This window comes from Nitrosovibrio tenuis (assembly GCF_900109785.1).
Lineage (GTDB): Bacteria > Pseudomonadota > Gammaproteobacteria > Burkholderiales > Nitrosomonadaceae > Nitrosospira > Nitrosospira tenuis_A.
Window position 1 is genome coordinate 209,960 of sequence record NZ_FOBH01000002.1, and the last position, 16,469, is coordinate 226,428.

General features: G+C 53.7%; 13 protein-coding genes. 9 read left to right on the forward strand and 4 right to left on the reverse strand.

What is annotated here, in order from left to right; all coding sequences use genetic code 11:
- Nucleotides 1–332 precede the first annotated feature (332 nt).
- The 4 genes from BMX00_RS03695 (at nt 333) to BMX00_RS03710 (ending at nt 5,367) form a co-directional block, all read left to right on the forward strand.
- A complete protein-coding gene (locus BMX00_RS03695) occupies nt 333–3,164 on the forward strand; it encodes a PAS domain-containing hybrid sensor histidine kinase/response regulator (RefSeq protein ID WP_090827240.1) in 2,832 nt (943 codons plus the stop codon).
- Between the two features lie 272 nt (nt 3,165–3,436).
- A complete protein-coding gene (locus BMX00_RS03700) occupies nt 3,437–4,327 on the forward strand; it encodes an SDR family oxidoreductase (protein ID WP_090827242.1) in 891 nt (296 codons plus the stop codon).
- A 267-nt stretch (nt 4,328–4,594) separates the two neighbouring features.
- Nucleotides 4,595–4,888, forward strand: a complete 294-nt coding sequence (locus tag BMX00_RS03705) for a KGG domain-containing protein (RefSeq protein ID WP_090827705.1) — start codon at nt 4,595–4,597, stop codon at nt 4,886–4,888.
- A 95-nt stretch (nt 4,889–4,983) separates the two neighbouring features.
- Nucleotides 4,984–5,367 carry a hypothetical protein gene (locus tag BMX00_RS03710; RefSeq protein ID WP_090827244.1) on the forward strand — a complete coding sequence of 128 codons (384 nt, stop codon included), beginning with the start codon at nt 4,984–4,986 and terminating at the stop codon, nt 5,365–5,367.
- Between the two features lie 175 nt (nt 5,368–5,542).
- On the opposite strand, the gene BMX00_RS14820 is transcribed toward BMX00_RS03710, so the two are convergent.
- Complete coding sequence (locus tag BMX00_RS14820; protein ID WP_245727652.1) at nt 5,543–6,097, reverse strand: con-10 family general stress protein; 555 nt, start codon at nt 6,095–6,097, stop codon at nt 5,543–5,545.
- Between the two features lie 179 nt (nt 6,098–6,276).
- Entirely contained in the window at nt 6,277–6,807 is a 531-nt protein-coding gene (locus BMX00_RS03720; protein WP_090827246.1) for a hemerythrin domain-containing protein, read from the reverse strand.
- A gap of 379 nt (nt 6,808–7,186) precedes the next feature.
- Here BMX00_RS03720 and BMX00_RS03725 point away from each other — a divergent pair, with 379 nt between their 5' ends.
- From BMX00_RS03725 to BMX00_RS03740, 3 genes are all read left to right on the forward strand, one after another.
- Entirely contained in the window at nt 7,187–7,666 is a 480-nt protein-coding gene (locus BMX00_RS03725; RefSeq protein ID WP_245727662.1) for a KGG domain-containing protein, read from the forward strand.
- A 482-nt stretch (nt 7,667–8,148) separates the two neighbouring features.
- The gene (locus BMX00_RS03735; protein ID WP_143053037.1) at nt 8,149–8,490 is read left to right on the forward strand and encodes a hypothetical protein; all 342 of its coding nucleotides are present in this window, start codon (nt 8,149–8,151) and stop codon (nt 8,488–8,490) included.
- Between the two features lie 610 nt (nt 8,491–9,100).
- Entirely contained in the window at nt 9,101–11,347 is a 2,247-nt protein-coding gene (locus tag BMX00_RS03740; RefSeq protein ID WP_090827253.1) for a family 1 glycosylhydrolase, read from the forward strand.
- Nucleotides 11,348–12,126: 779 nt separating this feature from the next.
- Here the strand turns inward: BMX00_RS03740 and BMX00_RS03745 are convergent.
- Nucleotides 12,127–13,281: a glycosyltransferase gene (locus BMX00_RS03745; RefSeq protein ID WP_090827255.1), complete on the reverse strand. Its 1,155-nt coding sequence runs from the start codon at nt 13,279–13,281 to the stop codon at nt 12,127–12,129.
- A gap of 815 nt (nt 13,282–14,096) precedes the next feature.
- On the opposite strand from BMX00_RS03745, the gene BMX00_RS03750 reads away from it, so the two are divergent.
- A complete protein-coding gene (locus BMX00_RS03750) occupies nt 14,097–14,396 on the forward strand; it encodes a hypothetical protein (protein WP_090827257.1) in 300 nt (99 codons plus the stop codon).
- Between the two features lie 32 nt (nt 14,397–14,428).
- On the forward strand, nt 14,429–15,646 hold the full coding sequence (locus tag BMX00_RS03755; protein WP_090827259.1) for a DUF2252 family protein: 1,218 nt from the start codon (nt 14,429–14,431) through the stop codon (nt 15,644–15,646).
- Between the two features lie 124 nt (nt 15,647–15,770).
- Here the strand turns inward: BMX00_RS03755 and BMX00_RS03760 are convergent, their stop codons facing one another.
- Nucleotides 15,771–16,313, reverse strand: a complete 543-nt coding sequence (locus tag BMX00_RS03760; RefSeq protein ID WP_090827260.1) for a DUF4142 domain-containing protein — start codon at nt 16,311–16,313, stop codon at nt 15,771–15,773.
- Between the last annotated feature and the right edge of the window lie 156 nt (nt 16,314–16,469).

A 16,469-nucleotide genomic window follows, 5' to 3' on the forward strand; every position in this document is an offset into this window, starting at 1 on the left:
TATGTTTGAGCTACCCATAGCCAAGCCGTTCCGTAAATGCGGCACGAGGTCAGGCTGCGCTTGCCGGCAGGCAACCCAGGGCAAAAACCTCACGAATATGATTGCGGGTGGGAATACGCAGCAAGCTTGAACCCAGACCAGTATTGCGCCCGGCGTTTCCGGGCAGGAGCAGAATTCATCGGGTAGCTGTCGGGTAGTTGTTCCCAGGCATTATGGCCCGTTGTTTTAACGTATGATACGGCGTAAACAAGCGCTGGCGCGCAGGAATACAAGCGAAATACTGATGGGGCACGGCTTATCCCATACTTTAAAAGGGGAGATTATTCAGAAAAATGATATCGAAATCTGTAGACCAGTCCGAGATGCCTCAGTGGCTGCGCGGCAGTGAAATGGGCGAGCTGATGTTTATCCGCGACTGGACCGAATCCGGCCTGGGTTCTATCCATGCATGGCCACCACATCTTCAACTCGTGGTCAACATCGTGCTACTGCTGCCGTCGGCCGCAATATTGCTGTGGGGACCAAACCTCATACAGATATACAACGACCGCTTTCGCGATGTGATGGGCTGCAAGCACCCCAGGGGGCTCGGCCAGATGGTAAGTGAATGTTGGCCGGAGGCCTGGAATTTCGTGGGGCCTGTTTGCGAAGGCGTAATGCAGCGGAGCGAATCGGTGACATTCGATGAGCAGAGACTGGTCCTGAACCGTAATGGAGGTCCGGAAGAGGCATTCTTCAGGCTTACTTACAGCCCTGTCCCCGACGGGATGCCCGGCGATGCGGTATACGAAACAGGTGTGCCAGGGGGTGTGCTCGTAACGGTAACCGAGACGACAGAGTTGGTTCGCGCACGGGCCCGGGAGGCTGAGCAAATCCGGTTGAAGGAAGCGCTGCAGTCCAAGCGAATCGGTCTGCTTGAAGAGATATTTCGCAACGCGCCATCCTTCCTCTATGTGCTTCAAGGCCCCGAGCTCGTCTTCGAGTTTGCCAACGAAGCTTTTTACCAGCTTGTCGGGCACCGCGAGCTGATTGGGCGCCCAGCCTTCGCAGCAATCCCTGAGGCTGCCGAATCCGGCTGCAAGGACAAGCTCATCCAGGTCATGGCAACAGGCGAACCCTTCGCAGGATTCCAACTGCCGGTAACGGTTGCCCGAAAACCTGGCGAACCCCCTGAGGAGCGTTTTATCGATGGCATTTATCTGCCCCTGTTCGATGAGGATGGCACTTGCCAGCGCGTACTGGGGCATGGCATCGACGTGACCGCGCATGTGCAAATGCGCGAGCAAGCCGAGGAGGCATTGCGCGCGAGCGAGGAGCGTTTCCGGCGGGCGCTCGAGGTTGACACCGTGGGCGTCATTTTCTTCGATAAGGAAGGCAAGTTTATCGAGGCAAACGATGCCTTTCTGCAGATGAGCGGGCTCAGCAGGGAGGATGGGAGGGCGGGTCTGTTGCGATGCGACGCGGAAACGCCGCCGGAATGGACGGAAATTTTCTTGCGGGCTGCAGACGAATCCGAGGAAAAGGGTCGCATCATTCCTTATGAGCAGGAATTTCTTCGCAAAGACGGCTCGCGCTGGTGGGCATCGTTTACCGCAAAACAGCTCGACGAGAAAGAGGGCGTGGGATACGTTACCGATATTACGAAGCGGAAGCATGCCGAACAGGGTTTGCGCGAGAGCGAGGCCAGATTCCGCGCCTTGGCCGAGGCATCGCCCGCGCTGACCTGGCAGGTGGATGTGCGGGGCAATGCCGTTTATTTGAATCAACGATATTTCGACGTGGTCGGAAAGACTTTTGAAGAGTTGATGGCGGCAGGCTGGCGGACAGTACTTCATCCGGAAGACGCGCCGGCCTACATGGCGGCGTTCGAGCAGGCCTTGCACAATCGCTCCCGCTTCCAGCACCGGGTCCGCATCAAGACCGCAACAGGAGAATGGCGCTGGCTGAAATCGTATGCCCTTCCATGGTTTACGGCTGCGGGAGAAGAATATGCCGGGCACGTTGGCGTGTCTGTGGACATTACTGATGCGGTCAACGCAGAAACAGCCCTGCTGGAAGCAGATCGCCGCAAGGATGAGTTTCTTGCCACACTCGCGCATGAGCTGCGCAATCCGCTTGCACCCATAACCACCGCGCTGGCGTTGATGGCGCGTCCGGATGGCGCCTCGGCTGTTCCCCATCTATTGCCGGTCATCAGCCGGCAGGTCAGTTATATGGTTCGGCTGGTGGATGATTTGCTTGAGATATCACGGATCACCAGCGGCAAGGTTGAATTGCGGCGGACTGCCACGGATTTGAATGTGCTGTTGCGCAATGCGGTTGAAGCGAGCTTGACACTGATCAATGAGAACGAGCACAAATTGAGCGTGTCCCTTACCGAGGTACCGTTGATTGTTGATGCTGATGGTGTGCGCCTGGAACAGGTGTTTACAAATCTGATCAACAATGCCGCACGATATACGCGGAAAGGCGGACAGATTTGGCTGGCTACCCGCCAGGAAGGCCCTAGCGCTATAGTATCCGTGCGCGACAACGGCATCGGGATCTTGCCGGGGATGCTGCCCCGCTTGTTCGATATGTTCGCCCAGGAGCGCCGCAATGGAATGGGAACGCAGGAGGGATTGGGAATCGGACTCAACCTGGTCTATCGCCTGGTCAAAATGCATGGCGGGACTGTCGAAGCCATGAGCGAGGGGAGGGATCTGGGCAGCGAATTTGTCGTGCGTCTGCCCTTGTCGGAAGTACCCGCTCGCGAAAAAAATGACGAACCGGGGAAAACGGCCGGCGCGGCTGCTGCCGCACCTGAAGGACTGCGCATATTGGTCGTTGACGATAATACCGATGCAGCCGAAGTCCTGCGCATGCTGCTTGAGTCAATTGGCATCAATGCTCAGGCGATCAATAGCGGCGCGGGGGCACTTGCCGCCATTCCGTCCTATCGGCCAGATGTAATCCTGATGGATATCGGCATGCCGGGAATGAATGGCCACGATGTGGCGCGTCGCATCCGCGAACAACCGGAGTTCAATAATATCAAGCTGGTCGCCTTGACCGGCTGGGGTCAGGAGGAAGACCGTCGTCAGTCGAAAGCCAGCGGCTTCGATCATCACCTCACCAAACCGGTAAACTTCAAGGTCCTCAAGGATCTGCTCGCCACAATGTAGAACTGCAGGAAACATCGCCGGGGTTATCGGTCGACTCCTTATCAGGTTCGTAAGCGTCGCTGAACAAGTCCCGGCGCTGTCTCTTGTACGGAGTTCTGCTCCAGTGCCGCGATGGATTATATGTGCGTTCCTGCACGGTTGCCTGCGGTCGATGTTTCTACTCTTCCAGGATGCAGATCTATTCCCCTGCGCGGCGGCACTGCCGAATTTTCGTTGTGGGATGAAATCTCATGTCAGTTACCGTTTGTTCGATTTTTTGTCAAGGAGAAATCATGTCCACTTCTCTTAAACCCCTGAATCAGCAAGTGATGGTTATTACCGGCTGTTCCAGCGGTATCGGCCTGTGCACGGCAAAGTTGGCCGCTGAACGAGGCGCCAGGCTGGTCCTGATTGCGCGCAGCGCTGAAACGCTCAGGAAGCTGGCGGCACAGATCACAAATGCCGGTGGCGAAGCAATTTATATTGTCGCGGATGTTGCCGACCGCGAAAAAATGCAGGCCGCGGTCCAGGAGGCTATAGCTCGCTTTGACCGGATCGACACCTGGATTAACAATGCGGGCGTATCGATTTACGGCCGTCTGGATGAAGTAAGCGATGCCGACAGCCGGCGGCTTTTCGATACCAACTTTTGGGGCGTGGTGAATGGTTCGCTCGCGGCTTTGCCTCATTTAAAGGCGCGTGGCGGATCGCTCATTAACATAGGAAGCGAAGTATCCGAAGCCATCGTGCCTTTGCTGGGCATGTACTCGGCATCCAAGCATGCGGTGAAGGGTTTTACAGATGCGCTTCGCGTGGAAATCGAAGAACTCGACAAGGCGCCCGTGTCGGTTACGCTGATTCAACCGACAGCCGTTAACACGCCATTTCCGCAACACGCAAGAAATTATATGGATAAGGAACCCAGGTTGCCCCCACCGTTGATCAATCCGGAACAAGTTGCCGAAGCAATCCTCAAAGCCGCAACGGAAGGCGGCCGTGATGTGAAGGTCGGTGCGATGGCGGTCGTCAATACCGCGGTGTCGAAGCTGATGCCCAGCCTCGGCGATAAAATGTCCGCCAGGAGAGAAAGCGAGCAACAGGAGAAGATTCCCCCGCTTCACCCGCAGGGCACGCTCTATGAAGCCGGAGAGTCGGGGTCCGCCCGAGGTTATATATCCTCATGATTATCCTCATGACGAGAGAATGATCTATGTTGCCGCCGAATTTGCATTTTTTATTTTTATCTGTTTCGAGCGAATGACTTGATTTTTTTGAATTTATGTGCGTCTCCGTACATAAAAAAGCACGGCTGTTTATTAAGATGTAATCGCATCTCGGCCTATGACGTTATGACGGCGGAGATAAAGCTTCCGGAGACAGATCGGTTCGCTGCGACTGCAAGCACAATGTCAACGGGATTTTTTTATTTTTTTGCTTACCAGGAGATAAATATGCCCTCAGCAAAAGGCGGCGGCCACGATACCAGCAAACGCGGTTTTGCGTCCATGGATGAAGCTAAGCAACGCGAAATTGCAAGCAAAGGTGGCAAAGCGGCTCACGAAAAAGGTACCGCACATGAGTTTGATTCTGAAGAGGCTCGCGAAGCCGGCCGGAAAGGCGGTGAAGCCTCTCATGGCGGACACGGAAGAAGCAGCTCCAGCAGCCGTTCTTCATCTTCTTCATCCAGGGGCGGTTCGTCTGCCCAGCATGCGAAGGCCGGCAGCCAAAGCCATAAAAATGGCTAGTAGCCATTGGTGGCCCGTGACTGATTAGTAGATTGAAGAAAAAAGGTGGGTTTTCTCACCTTTTTTCTTTCCAATCTTATCTTGAGGAGTTTTCCATGAATCGCATTTTAATATTTAAAAACAAGGCCATCCTCTCCATAGCAGCCGCGGCGCTGGTTCTGGCAGGAGCAGGTACTGTGCATGCGCAGGGCAGTGCTTCGGATCAGGGAACGATGGGCGGGCAATCCGGATCATCTACGGGACAGTATGACAAGGGTTCGGGTTATCATAAAGATCAGGGATCCGAAAAGCGTCACGGCCAAGGACATCACAAGAAAGGCGCCCATTCTAAAAAAGACACCGATGTGGGCCGGCGGGGAGATGAGGGCTCTTCCCGGTATGGATCTGGCAGCTCAGGAGGGACCGGGGCGGGCGGTTCTCAGCCGGGAAGCGCCAGCGGCGGGGGGGCGCAAACCGACCGGGACCCAGTATTAAAATAGGTAGTAGGTGGTACTAGCGAGTACTAATGATTGAATTCGAATTCGCTGCGACCGATGTGACCAAATCGATAAGGTTGCCTGCCTGAGCCTGATAAGGCTGAAAAACACGAGAGACAGGCATATAAACGGGGAAGAGGCTGAAACCTCTCCCCCGTTTCTTTAGTGCTGGTTATTCCTAGTCGTTTTTATGGCTTTGGCTGCCAGCTTTGGCGTGCTGCTCGGATGAGCCGCCGCGAGTGGAACGCGACTCGTCGTCCCGATCCTTATCGCCTTTATGACTTTGGCTACCGGCCTTGGCATGCTGTTCCGACGTGCCGCCATGGCTGTGTTCGCCGCCTTTCCGGCCAATATCCGACATGTGCTCCCGATCATGGCTGACCGATTCGCCGCCTTTTCGTCCGATTTCAGACATGTGTTCCCGGTCCTGGCTGACGGACTCACCGCCCTTGCGGCCGATCTCCGCCATATGCCCTTTATCCTGGCTGACCGTTTCACCGCCCTTGCGGCCGATTTCCGCCATGTGTTCTCTATCCTGGCTGACTGCTTCGCCGCCTTTATGGCCGGCCTCGCGCGCTTCCTCGGAATTGAACTCGTGTGCGGTCCCTTTCTCATGAGCGGCATGGCCGCCCTTGCTGGCTATCTCGCGCTGCTTATCCTCATCCATCGATGCAAAACCACGCTTGCTTCCACCGCTCTTGTCGTCGTTGTCCTTTCTGTTATCTGAACTCATGTTAATCTCCAAGTGTGCTGGTTATGGAACATCCCCAGCTGAGTTGAAATTACTATGGCTCTATCGGCTGGGACCCTAGCATTATTAGATTTGTTAATTCTTATAACATCCAGGAGTAGTTACATCCGTGCGCCAACGTACATTGATTGCCTCTGGTTGAAATGGTCAGGCTTTTCAGATTACTCATTTTTGGTTTCCATCAACTCCTCTTTGCGTTCCGCTATTTCAGAGCCGATTTCCTCAAGATCCATCCTGGATTTCTGCACCTTCGGGAACATCTTGCTCTCCTCTTCTTCCACATGATGGTTGACGTACTCGCCCAGCACCGTTACCACAGCGTCATACATGGGATCGGAAACCTTCATGGATTGGATCTCCGATATCAGATCCTTGGCGGACGAGTGCTCAACTAATGCCTCGTTCAGCAGGCTGTCATCCTTTATTGCCTCGCGCGCAGCGGGATAAAATATTTCTTCCTCCAGTTGCGCATGAATAGTCAATTCCTCGCAGATCTGTTGCGCCAGCTCTTGCTTTCCTTCATCGTCGTTCTTCTTGCATAGCTTTTCATATTCCTTGAACATTTTCTTTACCTTATTATGGTCTTCGGTTAACAGCTTGATCGCATCTTTTTGCGTCTTGCTTGCCGTTTTGCCAGTTGAAGGTCGTCGGGTTGTGGTCCTGTTTGTGGTGGCGCTTGGGGATGTTGGCATGATACCTCCAGATGGGAATGATGAATTGGAAAGAGTTTGATGTCGATTGGATATATCTGTCTGGTATGAGCGGCAAGTTATTCTTTGCGGCTTATCTGCAATTCCAGCGAGGCTAAAACTAACCTTTGATGCGTTGAAGTTCTGTTCGGTAAGCCACACTTGTCTCCAACAGTGTCGCCAATTCTGGATTTATTACCTTTGCATATGACGGATGACGCCTCGTTATGTCTCCTTCCGAACAGATACAACCTCTTTTGCTGAGTACGATACGGGTATCTCTACTATTTATTGTTAGAGATAAGGATCCCACAGGCAAGGAGGCAAAGATGGAATCTTGTCCCGCGAGGATAATGATTGACATTCGAGATCAGGAGATTCGATGATGGCTTCAGGTAGAGATAGCGATAGACAAGGCAGCGAAAAGGAAGATAAAAGCGGCAGAGCCGGCGAACAGGGAACCAGCAAACGCGGTTTTGCTTCCATGGATGAGGATAAGCAGCGCGAGATAGCAAGCAAAGGCGGTAAGGCCGCCCATGAGAAGGGCACAGCTCATGAGTTTGATTCGGAAGAGGCGCGCGAGGCGGGCAAGGCCGCTCATGAAAAGGGTACAGCGCATGAGTTTTCGTCCGATGAGGCCCGCGAAGCTGGGCGTAAGGGCGGACATGCGGCACATGAGAAGGGAACCGCGCACGAGTTCAGTTCCGAGGAGGCTCGTGAAGCCGGCCGTAAAGGTGGGGAATCTTCCCATGGGGGACAGGGACGAGGCGGGTCCCACCGAAGTGACTCTTCGTCTTCAACCCGCGGTGGAACTTCCGAGCAGCACGCCAAGGCCGGCAGTCAAAGCCATAAAAACAAATAGCAACCCTATTGGCGGGTGGGTTCACTGCCCGCCATTATTTCGTCCGGAATTGGCGCAGGCTCATCCCATGAAGCCACGGCACGAAGGAGCAACCGGAAGCAAATACTTCCTGTCATTACCGGCCGTTTCGAAACCAGGCGAGGAAACGAGGGCGGAAATGAGGAATGTAGGGACTCTGGTTTAATCACTTTTGTTGGCACCGCAACGATCATCATTCACTATGCGCGATTGACCATTCTTATGGACCGCAATATCTCCTATCATTACTACGGAAGAGTCGGCGGGGATGCTGAAAGGTTGGCGTCCGCGAAGCTTCTGCGTATCGCTGGCTGCGCAGTTTCCATATTCCGGTTTGAGTTTTATTCCATATGCATAGCAATCGAGGCGATGCAGACTTCGTACGGAAGCGTACGGAAGGATTCCGCCATCTGTTTAGTATGGCAATGCAGCAATTTTGCTGAATGACAGATATGGAGGACATCATGGAAAATATTTTCACCCTCAAAAATACGGTCCGGTCCGCGTTATTCGCGAGTATTCTCGTTTTAGGTGCTGCCGGCACGGCTCGCGCCGCGGGCGCCGGAGACCAGGTAGGAGAGCATGGGGATATGTCCGGGCAGGGCGGCCCGGTATCCAAGCAGCGCGGCTCTCAGGCTGGCTCTCAGGCCGGTTCGCAGAGCGGTTCCATGGGAGATCAGCCCAAACCCGGGCAAAGAGATTCCTCTTCAGGCCAAGGCAGCGATCGGCCAAGACCGGATCGCTCCGCACCACGAGACTCCTCCTCGGGCCAAAGTGGCTCGGGGGGGCAGTCTGGCGGTTATTGACGCGGTTTGAACATGGGTGGCGGCGGTCCGTAAAGCGTGTACGTATCGTTGCTGTGCAGGTCGGGCGACCGGACCATGATGCCACTCATCCGGGCGCCTGAATTTTCTGCATATCTTTTTTCCTGCACATTTCCGACACATTTTCTCCTACAGTTCACCTTTCGAAAATTCCACCGATTCGGCGGGTTGCCCGCCTACCCAGCCTTTGCCTTTATCACGCGTCCTTGCATTTATCGTCGTCCGAATGGGCGTTCAGGTGGGTCCAGGCGTCAGATCACGTGAACGCTTGTTCATCATTGCGTTGAACATATGCCGATAAATACCGTCTAATCTATTGATGAAGATCGGTAATTCTTCCATACAATTTCAATAGGCCTGTGCCGAGCCCGGCTGCCGGGTGAAGTGCTGGCTCCAATCCTGAGCGATACGGGCCGTCCTCATCAGTTCCGGACTGACGTATCGATGACTTTTGATCGCAGCTGACCGTATCTTTTCTCCCGGTCTTCAGTCAGGAAGGTTGCGTACAGGCTGACTCGAATGAATTCCTGCCGAGCCTTGCGTGGAATACCGTATTTCCGATATTCAACAATTACTATTCAGGCAAATTACAATGGACGGGAAAAAAGGCCAGAGCTTCGGTGATGACCTGATGCTCTGGGGTGGTCTCGAATGTACGATCAATCGTGTAGGAGATGAATATTTCAGCCAGTTGGATCGCAATGGCCACGGTGTAAGGTTGTGCGACCTTGACAGGTTTGCGTATCTGGGCATCCGCGCCATCCGTTATCCGGTGCTGTGGGAATACATTGCCCCCAATGGGCTCGCTGTAGCCAACTGGTCGTGGCCGGATGCACGCCTGCCCGCGTTGAAAGAACGCGGCGTAATGCCGATTGTAGGGTTGGTGCACCACGGCAGCGGGCCGGCAAATACGAGTTTGGTCGACCCGAGTTTTGCGGACCGGCTCGCTGAATTTGCGGGTGCCGTGGCTCACCGGTACCCTTGGGTGGAATATTACACGCCGGTGAACGAGCCACTGACCACCGCCCGATTCAGCGGCCTGTACGGATTCTGGTATCCCCACGGACGTGATGATCGAATTTTTATTCAGGCATTGCTGAACCAATGCCGTGCTGTGGTTCTCTCGATGCGGGCTATCCGCCGGGTGAACTCCCGTGCCAAGCTTGTCCAGACAGATGATCTGGGTAAATTCTACAGTACTCCGCAATTGTCCGAGCTTGCCGATTTTTACAATATCCGTCGCTGGCTAAGCTGGGATTTGCTATGCGGAAAAGTTGGGCGGGAACATCCGCTCTGGGAATACCTCATCAGTATGGGGATCGATCCATCGCAACTTCTATGGTTCGAGGAGAACGCTTGCAAGCCGGATATTATCGGGGTCAATTACTACATTACCAGCGAGCGATGGCTGGATCACCGTACCGAACGCTATGCTGGCTGGCCGGTTTCAAATTATCGCGATCATCGTTACATCGATACCGAGCCGGTACGCGTGCTTGCCACCCCCACTCCCGGGATTGGACCTTTGCTTGAGGAAGCCTGGGAACGATATCAGCTGCCATTGGCTGTTACAGAGGCGCATATGAACGGGAGCCGCGAAGATCAGATGCGGTGGCTTGTCGAGATCTGGCAGGCGGCCAAAAATGCAAAGCAGCAAGGTGTTGATATACGCGCGGTTACAGTATGGGCGCTTTTAGGGTCATACGACTGGAACTGTCTTGTTACGGCTTGCAAGGGATATTACGAGCCTGGTCCATTTGATGTCCGCTCAGGCACGCCGCGCGCCACGGCTCTGGCGGCTCTCATGCGGGATCTGACCGCAGGGCGGCCCCTTTCTCATCCGGCATTGGGAGGGCAGGGCTGGTGGCGCCGCGCAGGCCGGACCAACGTGCAGCCGGTCGCGACACGTGCAGCCATTGCTTCGCTTCATCCAGAGCATCGGTCGGAGGGCAAAATGGCCCAGCCGATTCTCATCACAGGAGCCGCAGGCACGCTGGGCAGGGCGTTCGCAAAAATCTGCAGGGGCCGAGATCTGACCTGCGTGGTGCTGGACCGGCAGGAGATGGATATCGCGCTCCCTGCATCGGTCGAGTCTGCCGTTTCCCGGTATCGGCCGTGGGCGATCGTCAATGCAAGCGGTTATGTCAACGTCGACAATGCGGAACACGAAGTGGACCGCTGCTTTCGCGAAAATGTGATTGGGCCTTCTGTCCTGGCGGCGATATGCGCCGAGCACGGGATCCAGTTGCTGACTTTTTCCAGCGATCTCGTATTCGATGGCAAACAGCAATCGCCTTATCTGGAAAGCCATCCGGTTGCGCCATTGAACAGCTATGGCAGGAGCAAAGCAGAAGCGGAGCGAAAGGTTCTTGAACTGTTTCCGCAAGCCCTGGTGGTGCGCACCAGCGCATTCTTCGGGCCGTGGGACCTCCATAATTTCGTTACCCTTGCGTTGAAGTCCTTGATTGAAGGTATCATATTTACCGCCTCGAAAGACGTTACCGTCACGCCCACCTACGTGCCGGATCTGGTGAACGCAAGCCTCGACCTGCTGGTCGACAAGGAAGCCGGTATCTGGCACCTGACAAATGCCCAGTCGATCACGTGGGCGGATTTCGCCCTTCGGGCTGCCGAAAAGGCGGGTGTGGACGCCAGCATGCTTGATGCCCGGCCCAGCGATGAGCTTGGCTACGTTGCCAGACGCCCCGTATACAGCGCCATGTCCAGCGAACGGGGTCTTCTTTTACCCACGCTGGACGACGCGCTAGATCGTTACATCCAATCGCAGGGGCAGGGCATGATGTCAGGATATTCAGGAAGAAAATCCGGGACGAGCTGAGATAGAGCAACAAAATCGCAAACCCGGCCTGAGTGCCCGCTCGGCTCGGCCATGTGGACGGTTCTCTGCCGCTCCAGCTTCCTCGGAATTTCTTGCTCAAGGTTACTGTCTTTATTTCTCCTCAAAACGATCCCCGCGGCGTAATGCTCAAGCTTTTCGCATACTGTGTGTGCTCCCGAACGGAGGTGCGACCGGTTTAGCAATATTCAGTTTTAATGCAGACTTTTTTTCCCGTGCATGAGTAATAATTGCTTCAGCATTAACCGTGCCAATTCAAAGCGAGCATTATTGTTTTTTAGCCGGAATTCAATCCCTTGGATTAAACTTTTGACATGGGTTTGAAAGACTCCATCGTTATCTCGTCGCTATTTATTTCTTCACGAGCGAACAGGAGGAAAAAATGAAACGCATATCCATCGGAAAGGATAGGGGTTGCGCGACGCAGGTATTGACTCATACTCGCCCAAGTCACATAGGGATAAGATGTATAAATACCCTTGCCATAGATCCATGGCTCACGATTTTACCAGTGGACATTTTTACCCAGGAGCTTCAAGTAAAGTTCCTGAGGTCGTGATCACATTGTAAAACATGATGTGCCCTTAAGATCGAACGTAAAACCGCTTTCCGGAATAGCGCGATACCACCCGCCGATCATAGTCGTTCCTGTCCGGTGAAGTGTACTCGCGAAGGTGATACTGGGCTCAGTTCGGTCGGCCCCGCGCTTATAATGATGCAGTCACAGCTCGGTACCGGCTCGCTTCCTTTGTCCGGATGAGCTATCTTGAGACTGATCTGATGGCAGAGCCGGACAGAGATGATTGGGCGATTGAAAATTGCCTCGGAGGCAACATTGACAACAAACCGTGCATTTTGTCCGCCGTGTTCTCCCAGGACCCGGCAGATACTATACTTTCCGCCGCTTTGATCCTTTCCGCTTGTTGCCGTGGCGTCTCCATCAGAGACTTCTCGCATGCCAGAATAAATTCTTCCGGCGTGGAGGCGATGGAAACCGCACTTCCATAAAGTTCCACTACATCTGCGATATTGGTACTTACGATGGGTAGCTGCGCCGCCATATATTCCAGTGTCTTGGTTGGACTGATAAAACGCGTCGACTCGTTCAGCGCAAATGGAAGGAGACAGGCGTCCCAACCGGCCAGAATTTGCGGCAATTCTTCATAAGGACGCTGGCCCAGGTAATGAATATTTTGCCGTTGAGGCAATTCAGCTACGTCAATTTTTACGACCGGGCCCACCAGTATTATTTGCCATTCGGCGTGCGCGTCAGCAAGCTTAGCAATAAGTCCCAGGTCGAGCCGTTCATCGATTACACCGTAATATCCCAGTCGCGGCCGAGGCAGCATACTGTGCGTCGGATGGGTATTGGTGCGATCCAAAGCCTGGGCAAAATGAGCAACGTCGACGCTGCTTGGGAAACAATGCACATTGGGATGCCGATCACGTTTTGCACGAAAAAGGCTGGGTCCGCCCGTGAACACGATGTCCGCTTTTTTGAATAACGCATTTTCACGTTGCAGCAGCTGCTTAGGTGAATTCTTGAAAGCGGCCAGTTCATCCATGCAATCATATACGACAGAATTGGGATCCATTTCATCCAGCAGAGGCATCGCCATAGGGGTATAGAACCATGCTATATGGTCCTCGTGGTCTTTCGCGAGTTCCCGAACCAGCGGTTTCAAATACGATAACTGATCGTCATGAAAGCCTGCCGCTTTCACCGGCGTATGAGGCGTATATACCGTAACGTTTGGATGAGGTGTCGTAACAACCATCAGATGCTCTTTTTCATGGAATACCGGCTCCTCAAAGAAAACGACGTCGTAATGCTTTGCCAGTCGCGAGAGCAAGTGTTGAGGGCGTTGGTATACAAAATTCCACCTGAGGTGGGACATTACAATGATGACTGACATGGCATCTCCAAAAATTTAAAACGGCGCAATATGAATTGACAGGTCAAATTAGCCGTATCATCGTCATATGACGAAACTTTATGCACTTCAACTCATTTACGCTGACTGAGATCCATGATCGCTGCATGGCAAGCACTGGGCACGAAAGGCTGGCATCCGTGCGGACACTCGCGGAAGATCGCTCCTGCTCGTGCCTGCCTGGATGGAAAGATATTCCCAATGGCTGAAGGGTTCCGTTCGCTAGACCACATTTCCTTACAGCTCAGCATGATGGGCAATATGATGCGAAGGTGCTTAATCGCTATGTCAAAAGTACAAGGCCATCTCCATGAGTTAAACCAGATTGTGTCTGTACCTGCTCGGGAGAGCTCTGTAGTTCGGATGAAATCGTCCTTTATTCCGCGGTGTCCTTCCCAAATACGAGCATGTCTCTCACGGCTGCTTTCATGAATGGAAACATCCGTTCAGGTTATCCAATCTATGATCTCCAGCAAGAAATAATCCTGAAAGGGCGTTCGAGTTTGTGCCGGCAATCTGTTCATGCGGAACCCAATAGATAGATCACAATCGATCTAAAAAAGCGGCTGGGTTGCGACCGACGCGGTAGCTGGTACGCGGGTAGCGTCGATTCCAGGCTTTGGCCACTTTAAAAAATTTGGATGACGATACAGCTGCATGACGATACAGCTGCATACGTGTCGATGTTGTTAGCTCATGGCACCTCATCCGGTTGTGCGCTATCGCACTGAATGGACCGCCAGGCTATAGCATGATCCAATCTGGCGCTTTTGCCGGAATTTACATGGAAACGATTTATGGAAAACTCACAGGAAGACAAACAGGATAATCCGAAAAAAGGCGGGCAGCCGGGCGTAAGTCAGCCGGAGCCTGCCGAGACTCTCGGCCAGCCGGACTCATCGCCGACCGAATCCGACGAAGGCATTCCTGTCAGCGAGGAAACACATGGCAACAGGGTCGAAGAGAAAATCGAAAATCGCGCCAGGAAAAAACAGGAAACGCATGAGGAAGCAAAGTCGATCACAGGATCTGAAGCGCATCACGACCCTCGAAACGAACACCCGGACGCCGGGCCTGCTCCGCTCGACCGGTATTAGTCAGTAATATTGAACCAACTGCGTCACCATTCATGAAGAGTCCAAAATCCGCACCCCCGTCGCCCGGAGACAGAGCCGCAATGCTTACGGTACGCCGCAAGCATAAAATGGCGCGTTCAGTGCATGCTTTCGTTCGAGGCAATACGAGCGAGTTTTATGATTGGCTGGACGGGACGGAAGGCCGGGCAATACCTCAAGGCCCGGCGATCTGGATAGGCGGAGATTGTCATTTAGGCAATCTCGGTCCAGTCGCGAATGCACAGGGTAAAATTGATGTGCAGATCAGGGATCTCGATCAAACCGTGATCGGGAACCCAGCCCATGATTTGATACGCCTCGGTTTGTCGCTTGCAACCGCTGCGCGGGATTCCGATCTCTCGGGGGTCGTTACCGCCCGGATGATGGAACAGTTGACGAAGGGTTATACAAACTGCTTCGATGAAAAAACCGATCGGACGAAAGCGTTCCCCAGCCCGGATACGGTGAGGGTCACCATAAAAGAAGCGGTGAGGCGATCATGGAAGGACCTGGCCAAAGAACGGATCGAGGATACGACTCCACACATCCCTCTGGGGAGGACGTTCTGGCCGATTTCGAAAGAAGAAAGAAAGGCTGTCGAAAAGATATTCGAGGCCAAGAATCTGTTCTGCCATATTACGTGCGCGGGTATCGGAAACGAAAATACATCCGTTAGAATTCTGGACGCAGCGTATTGGGTCAAGGGCTGCAGCTCGTTGGGAAAACTGCGCTATGCCGTCCTGCTTGATGCGGAAACAGCGGGATCTGGGAAAACGCAGCGCTGCCTGATCGACATCAAGGAGGCAGGCCCAGCGGCAGCGCCCCGACAGCCCGGCGCGCGAATGCCGCAGATAAATGGCGAACGCGTGGTCGAGGGCGCGCGCCATCTCTCGCCTTATCTCGGCGATCGCATGGCCGCTGCGGATATTCTGGGCCGCTCTGTATTTGTACGGCAGCTGCTTCCGCAGGACATGAAAGTCGACATAAAAAAAATGCCTCAGGAAGAGGCTGGGAAGATTGCGCATTATCTCGGCACGGTAGTGGGTAATGCCCATGCACGTCAAATGGATAGGGAGGTGCAGAAACTGTGGAAGAAGGAGCTGCAGCGCAACCGGGCGAAAACCCTGCAGGTCCCTATCTGGCTATGGTCCAGTATCGTGGGACTCGTTGCCGGTCACGAAGGGAGCTATCTGGAGCATTGCCGCAAACACGCATTTCACGCGAAACCCTGAGCCAGATGCAGACAAAAGTACCCATGAGAATCCAACATGGTAGAAAAAAGCACAGGAAAGACGAGGAATCGGGCTGCAGGGTGTGACGCGACCCGGGCCTGATCCCCTTCCTATCATTTCCCGATTAGTAGCGCATTTGATCCACGTAAGTGTGGGTTTGGTCGGCATACTCAAGATGCGAGGCAAGAGCAGGACGAATTTTGGCCAGTAAGTCTTGTAACTCCCTACTGCTGGCGCTGGGCATCAGCTGATTGTCGACCACTTGGAGTACTTGCTTGTGAAACGCCAGCTCATCATAGAGGTAGGCCTTATCGAATTTCCTGCCACTCAGCTTTTGTAGCCTGTCGTGAACCCTTTGGCCGTCTGATTTCATACTCTTGCTGATCTTGCTCTCCTCAGGTTTTACATCCAGTTTCCCGGCCAGATCCTTCGTTTGTTTGTTTAGGTCGGTATGCTCGCGGACCATGCGTTGGGCATAGGCTTTAACCTGATCATTCATAGTCTTGGATTCCGCGAGCTTGGCGGCGTCGATAGCCACCTCATTCGCGGCAATGAGGGCTGCGACGATCTGCGCATCACTGAGTGGTCCTTTTTTATCCGCGGCGTGCGCACCAGTGGCAAATGCGGGAACTATCACGGCAAAGATCAGAATCAGCAAATTTTTCATGGGAATCTCCTCGGTCTTGGTATTTGAATTGGAAGAAACGGGCGGCTTGGTCAGTAAGTCGTTGACAATGATGGGGTGTGCGCCAAGACTCTTCTGTTCGATAACATACGCAACCGCGTCAATCTCGTAAAATATTCACTGACAAGACAGTATGCC

Bases quoted from the DNA above. Each gene is read 5' to 3' on its own strand.
- BMX00_RS03695 (WP_090827240.1), top strand. From the start codon at position 333: ATGATATCGAAATCTGTAGACCAGTCCGAGATGCCTCAGTGGCTGCGC.
- BMX00_RS03700 (WP_090827242.1), top strand. From the start codon at position 3,437: ATGTCCACTTCTCTTAAACCCCTGAATCAGCAAGTGATGGTTATTACC.
- BMX00_RS03705 (WP_090827705.1), top strand. From the start codon at position 4,595: ATGCCCTCAGCAAAAGGCGGCGGCCACGATACCAGCAAACGCGGTTTT.
- BMX00_RS03710 (WP_090827244.1), top strand. From the start codon at position 4,984: ATGAATCGCATTTTAATATTTAAAAACAAGGCCATCCTCTCCATAGCA.
- BMX00_RS14820 (WP_245727652.1), bottom strand. From the start codon at position 6,097: ATGAGTTCAGATAACAGAAAGGACAACGACGACAAGAGCGGTGGAAGC.
- BMX00_RS03720 (WP_090827246.1), bottom strand. From the start codon at position 6,807: ATGCCAACATCCCCAAGCGCCACCACAAACAGGACCACAACCCGACGA.
- BMX00_RS03725 (WP_245727662.1), top strand. From the start codon at position 7,187: ATGATGGCTTCAGGTAGAGATAGCGATAGACAAGGCAGCGAAAAGGAA.
- BMX00_RS03735 (WP_143053037.1), top strand. From the start codon at position 8,149: ATGGAAAATATTTTCACCCTCAAAAATACGGTCCGGTCCGCGTTATTC.
- BMX00_RS03740 (WP_090827253.1), top strand. From the start codon at position 9,101: ATGGACGGGAAAAAAGGCCAGAGCTTCGGTGATGACCTGATGCTCTGG.
- BMX00_RS03745 (WP_090827255.1), bottom strand. From the start codon at position 13,281: ATGTCAGTCATCATTGTAATGTCCCACCTCAGGTGGAATTTTGTATAC.
- BMX00_RS03750 (WP_090827257.1), top strand. From the start codon at position 14,097: ATGGAAAACTCACAGGAAGACAAACAGGATAATCCGAAAAAAGGCGGG.
- BMX00_RS03755 (WP_090827259.1), top strand. From the start codon at position 14,429: ATGAAGAGTCCAAAATCCGCACCCCCGTCGCCCGGAGACAGAGCCGCA.
- BMX00_RS03760 (WP_090827260.1), bottom strand. From the start codon at position 16,313: ATGAAAAATTTGCTGATTCTGATCTTTGCCGTGATAGTTCCCGCATTT.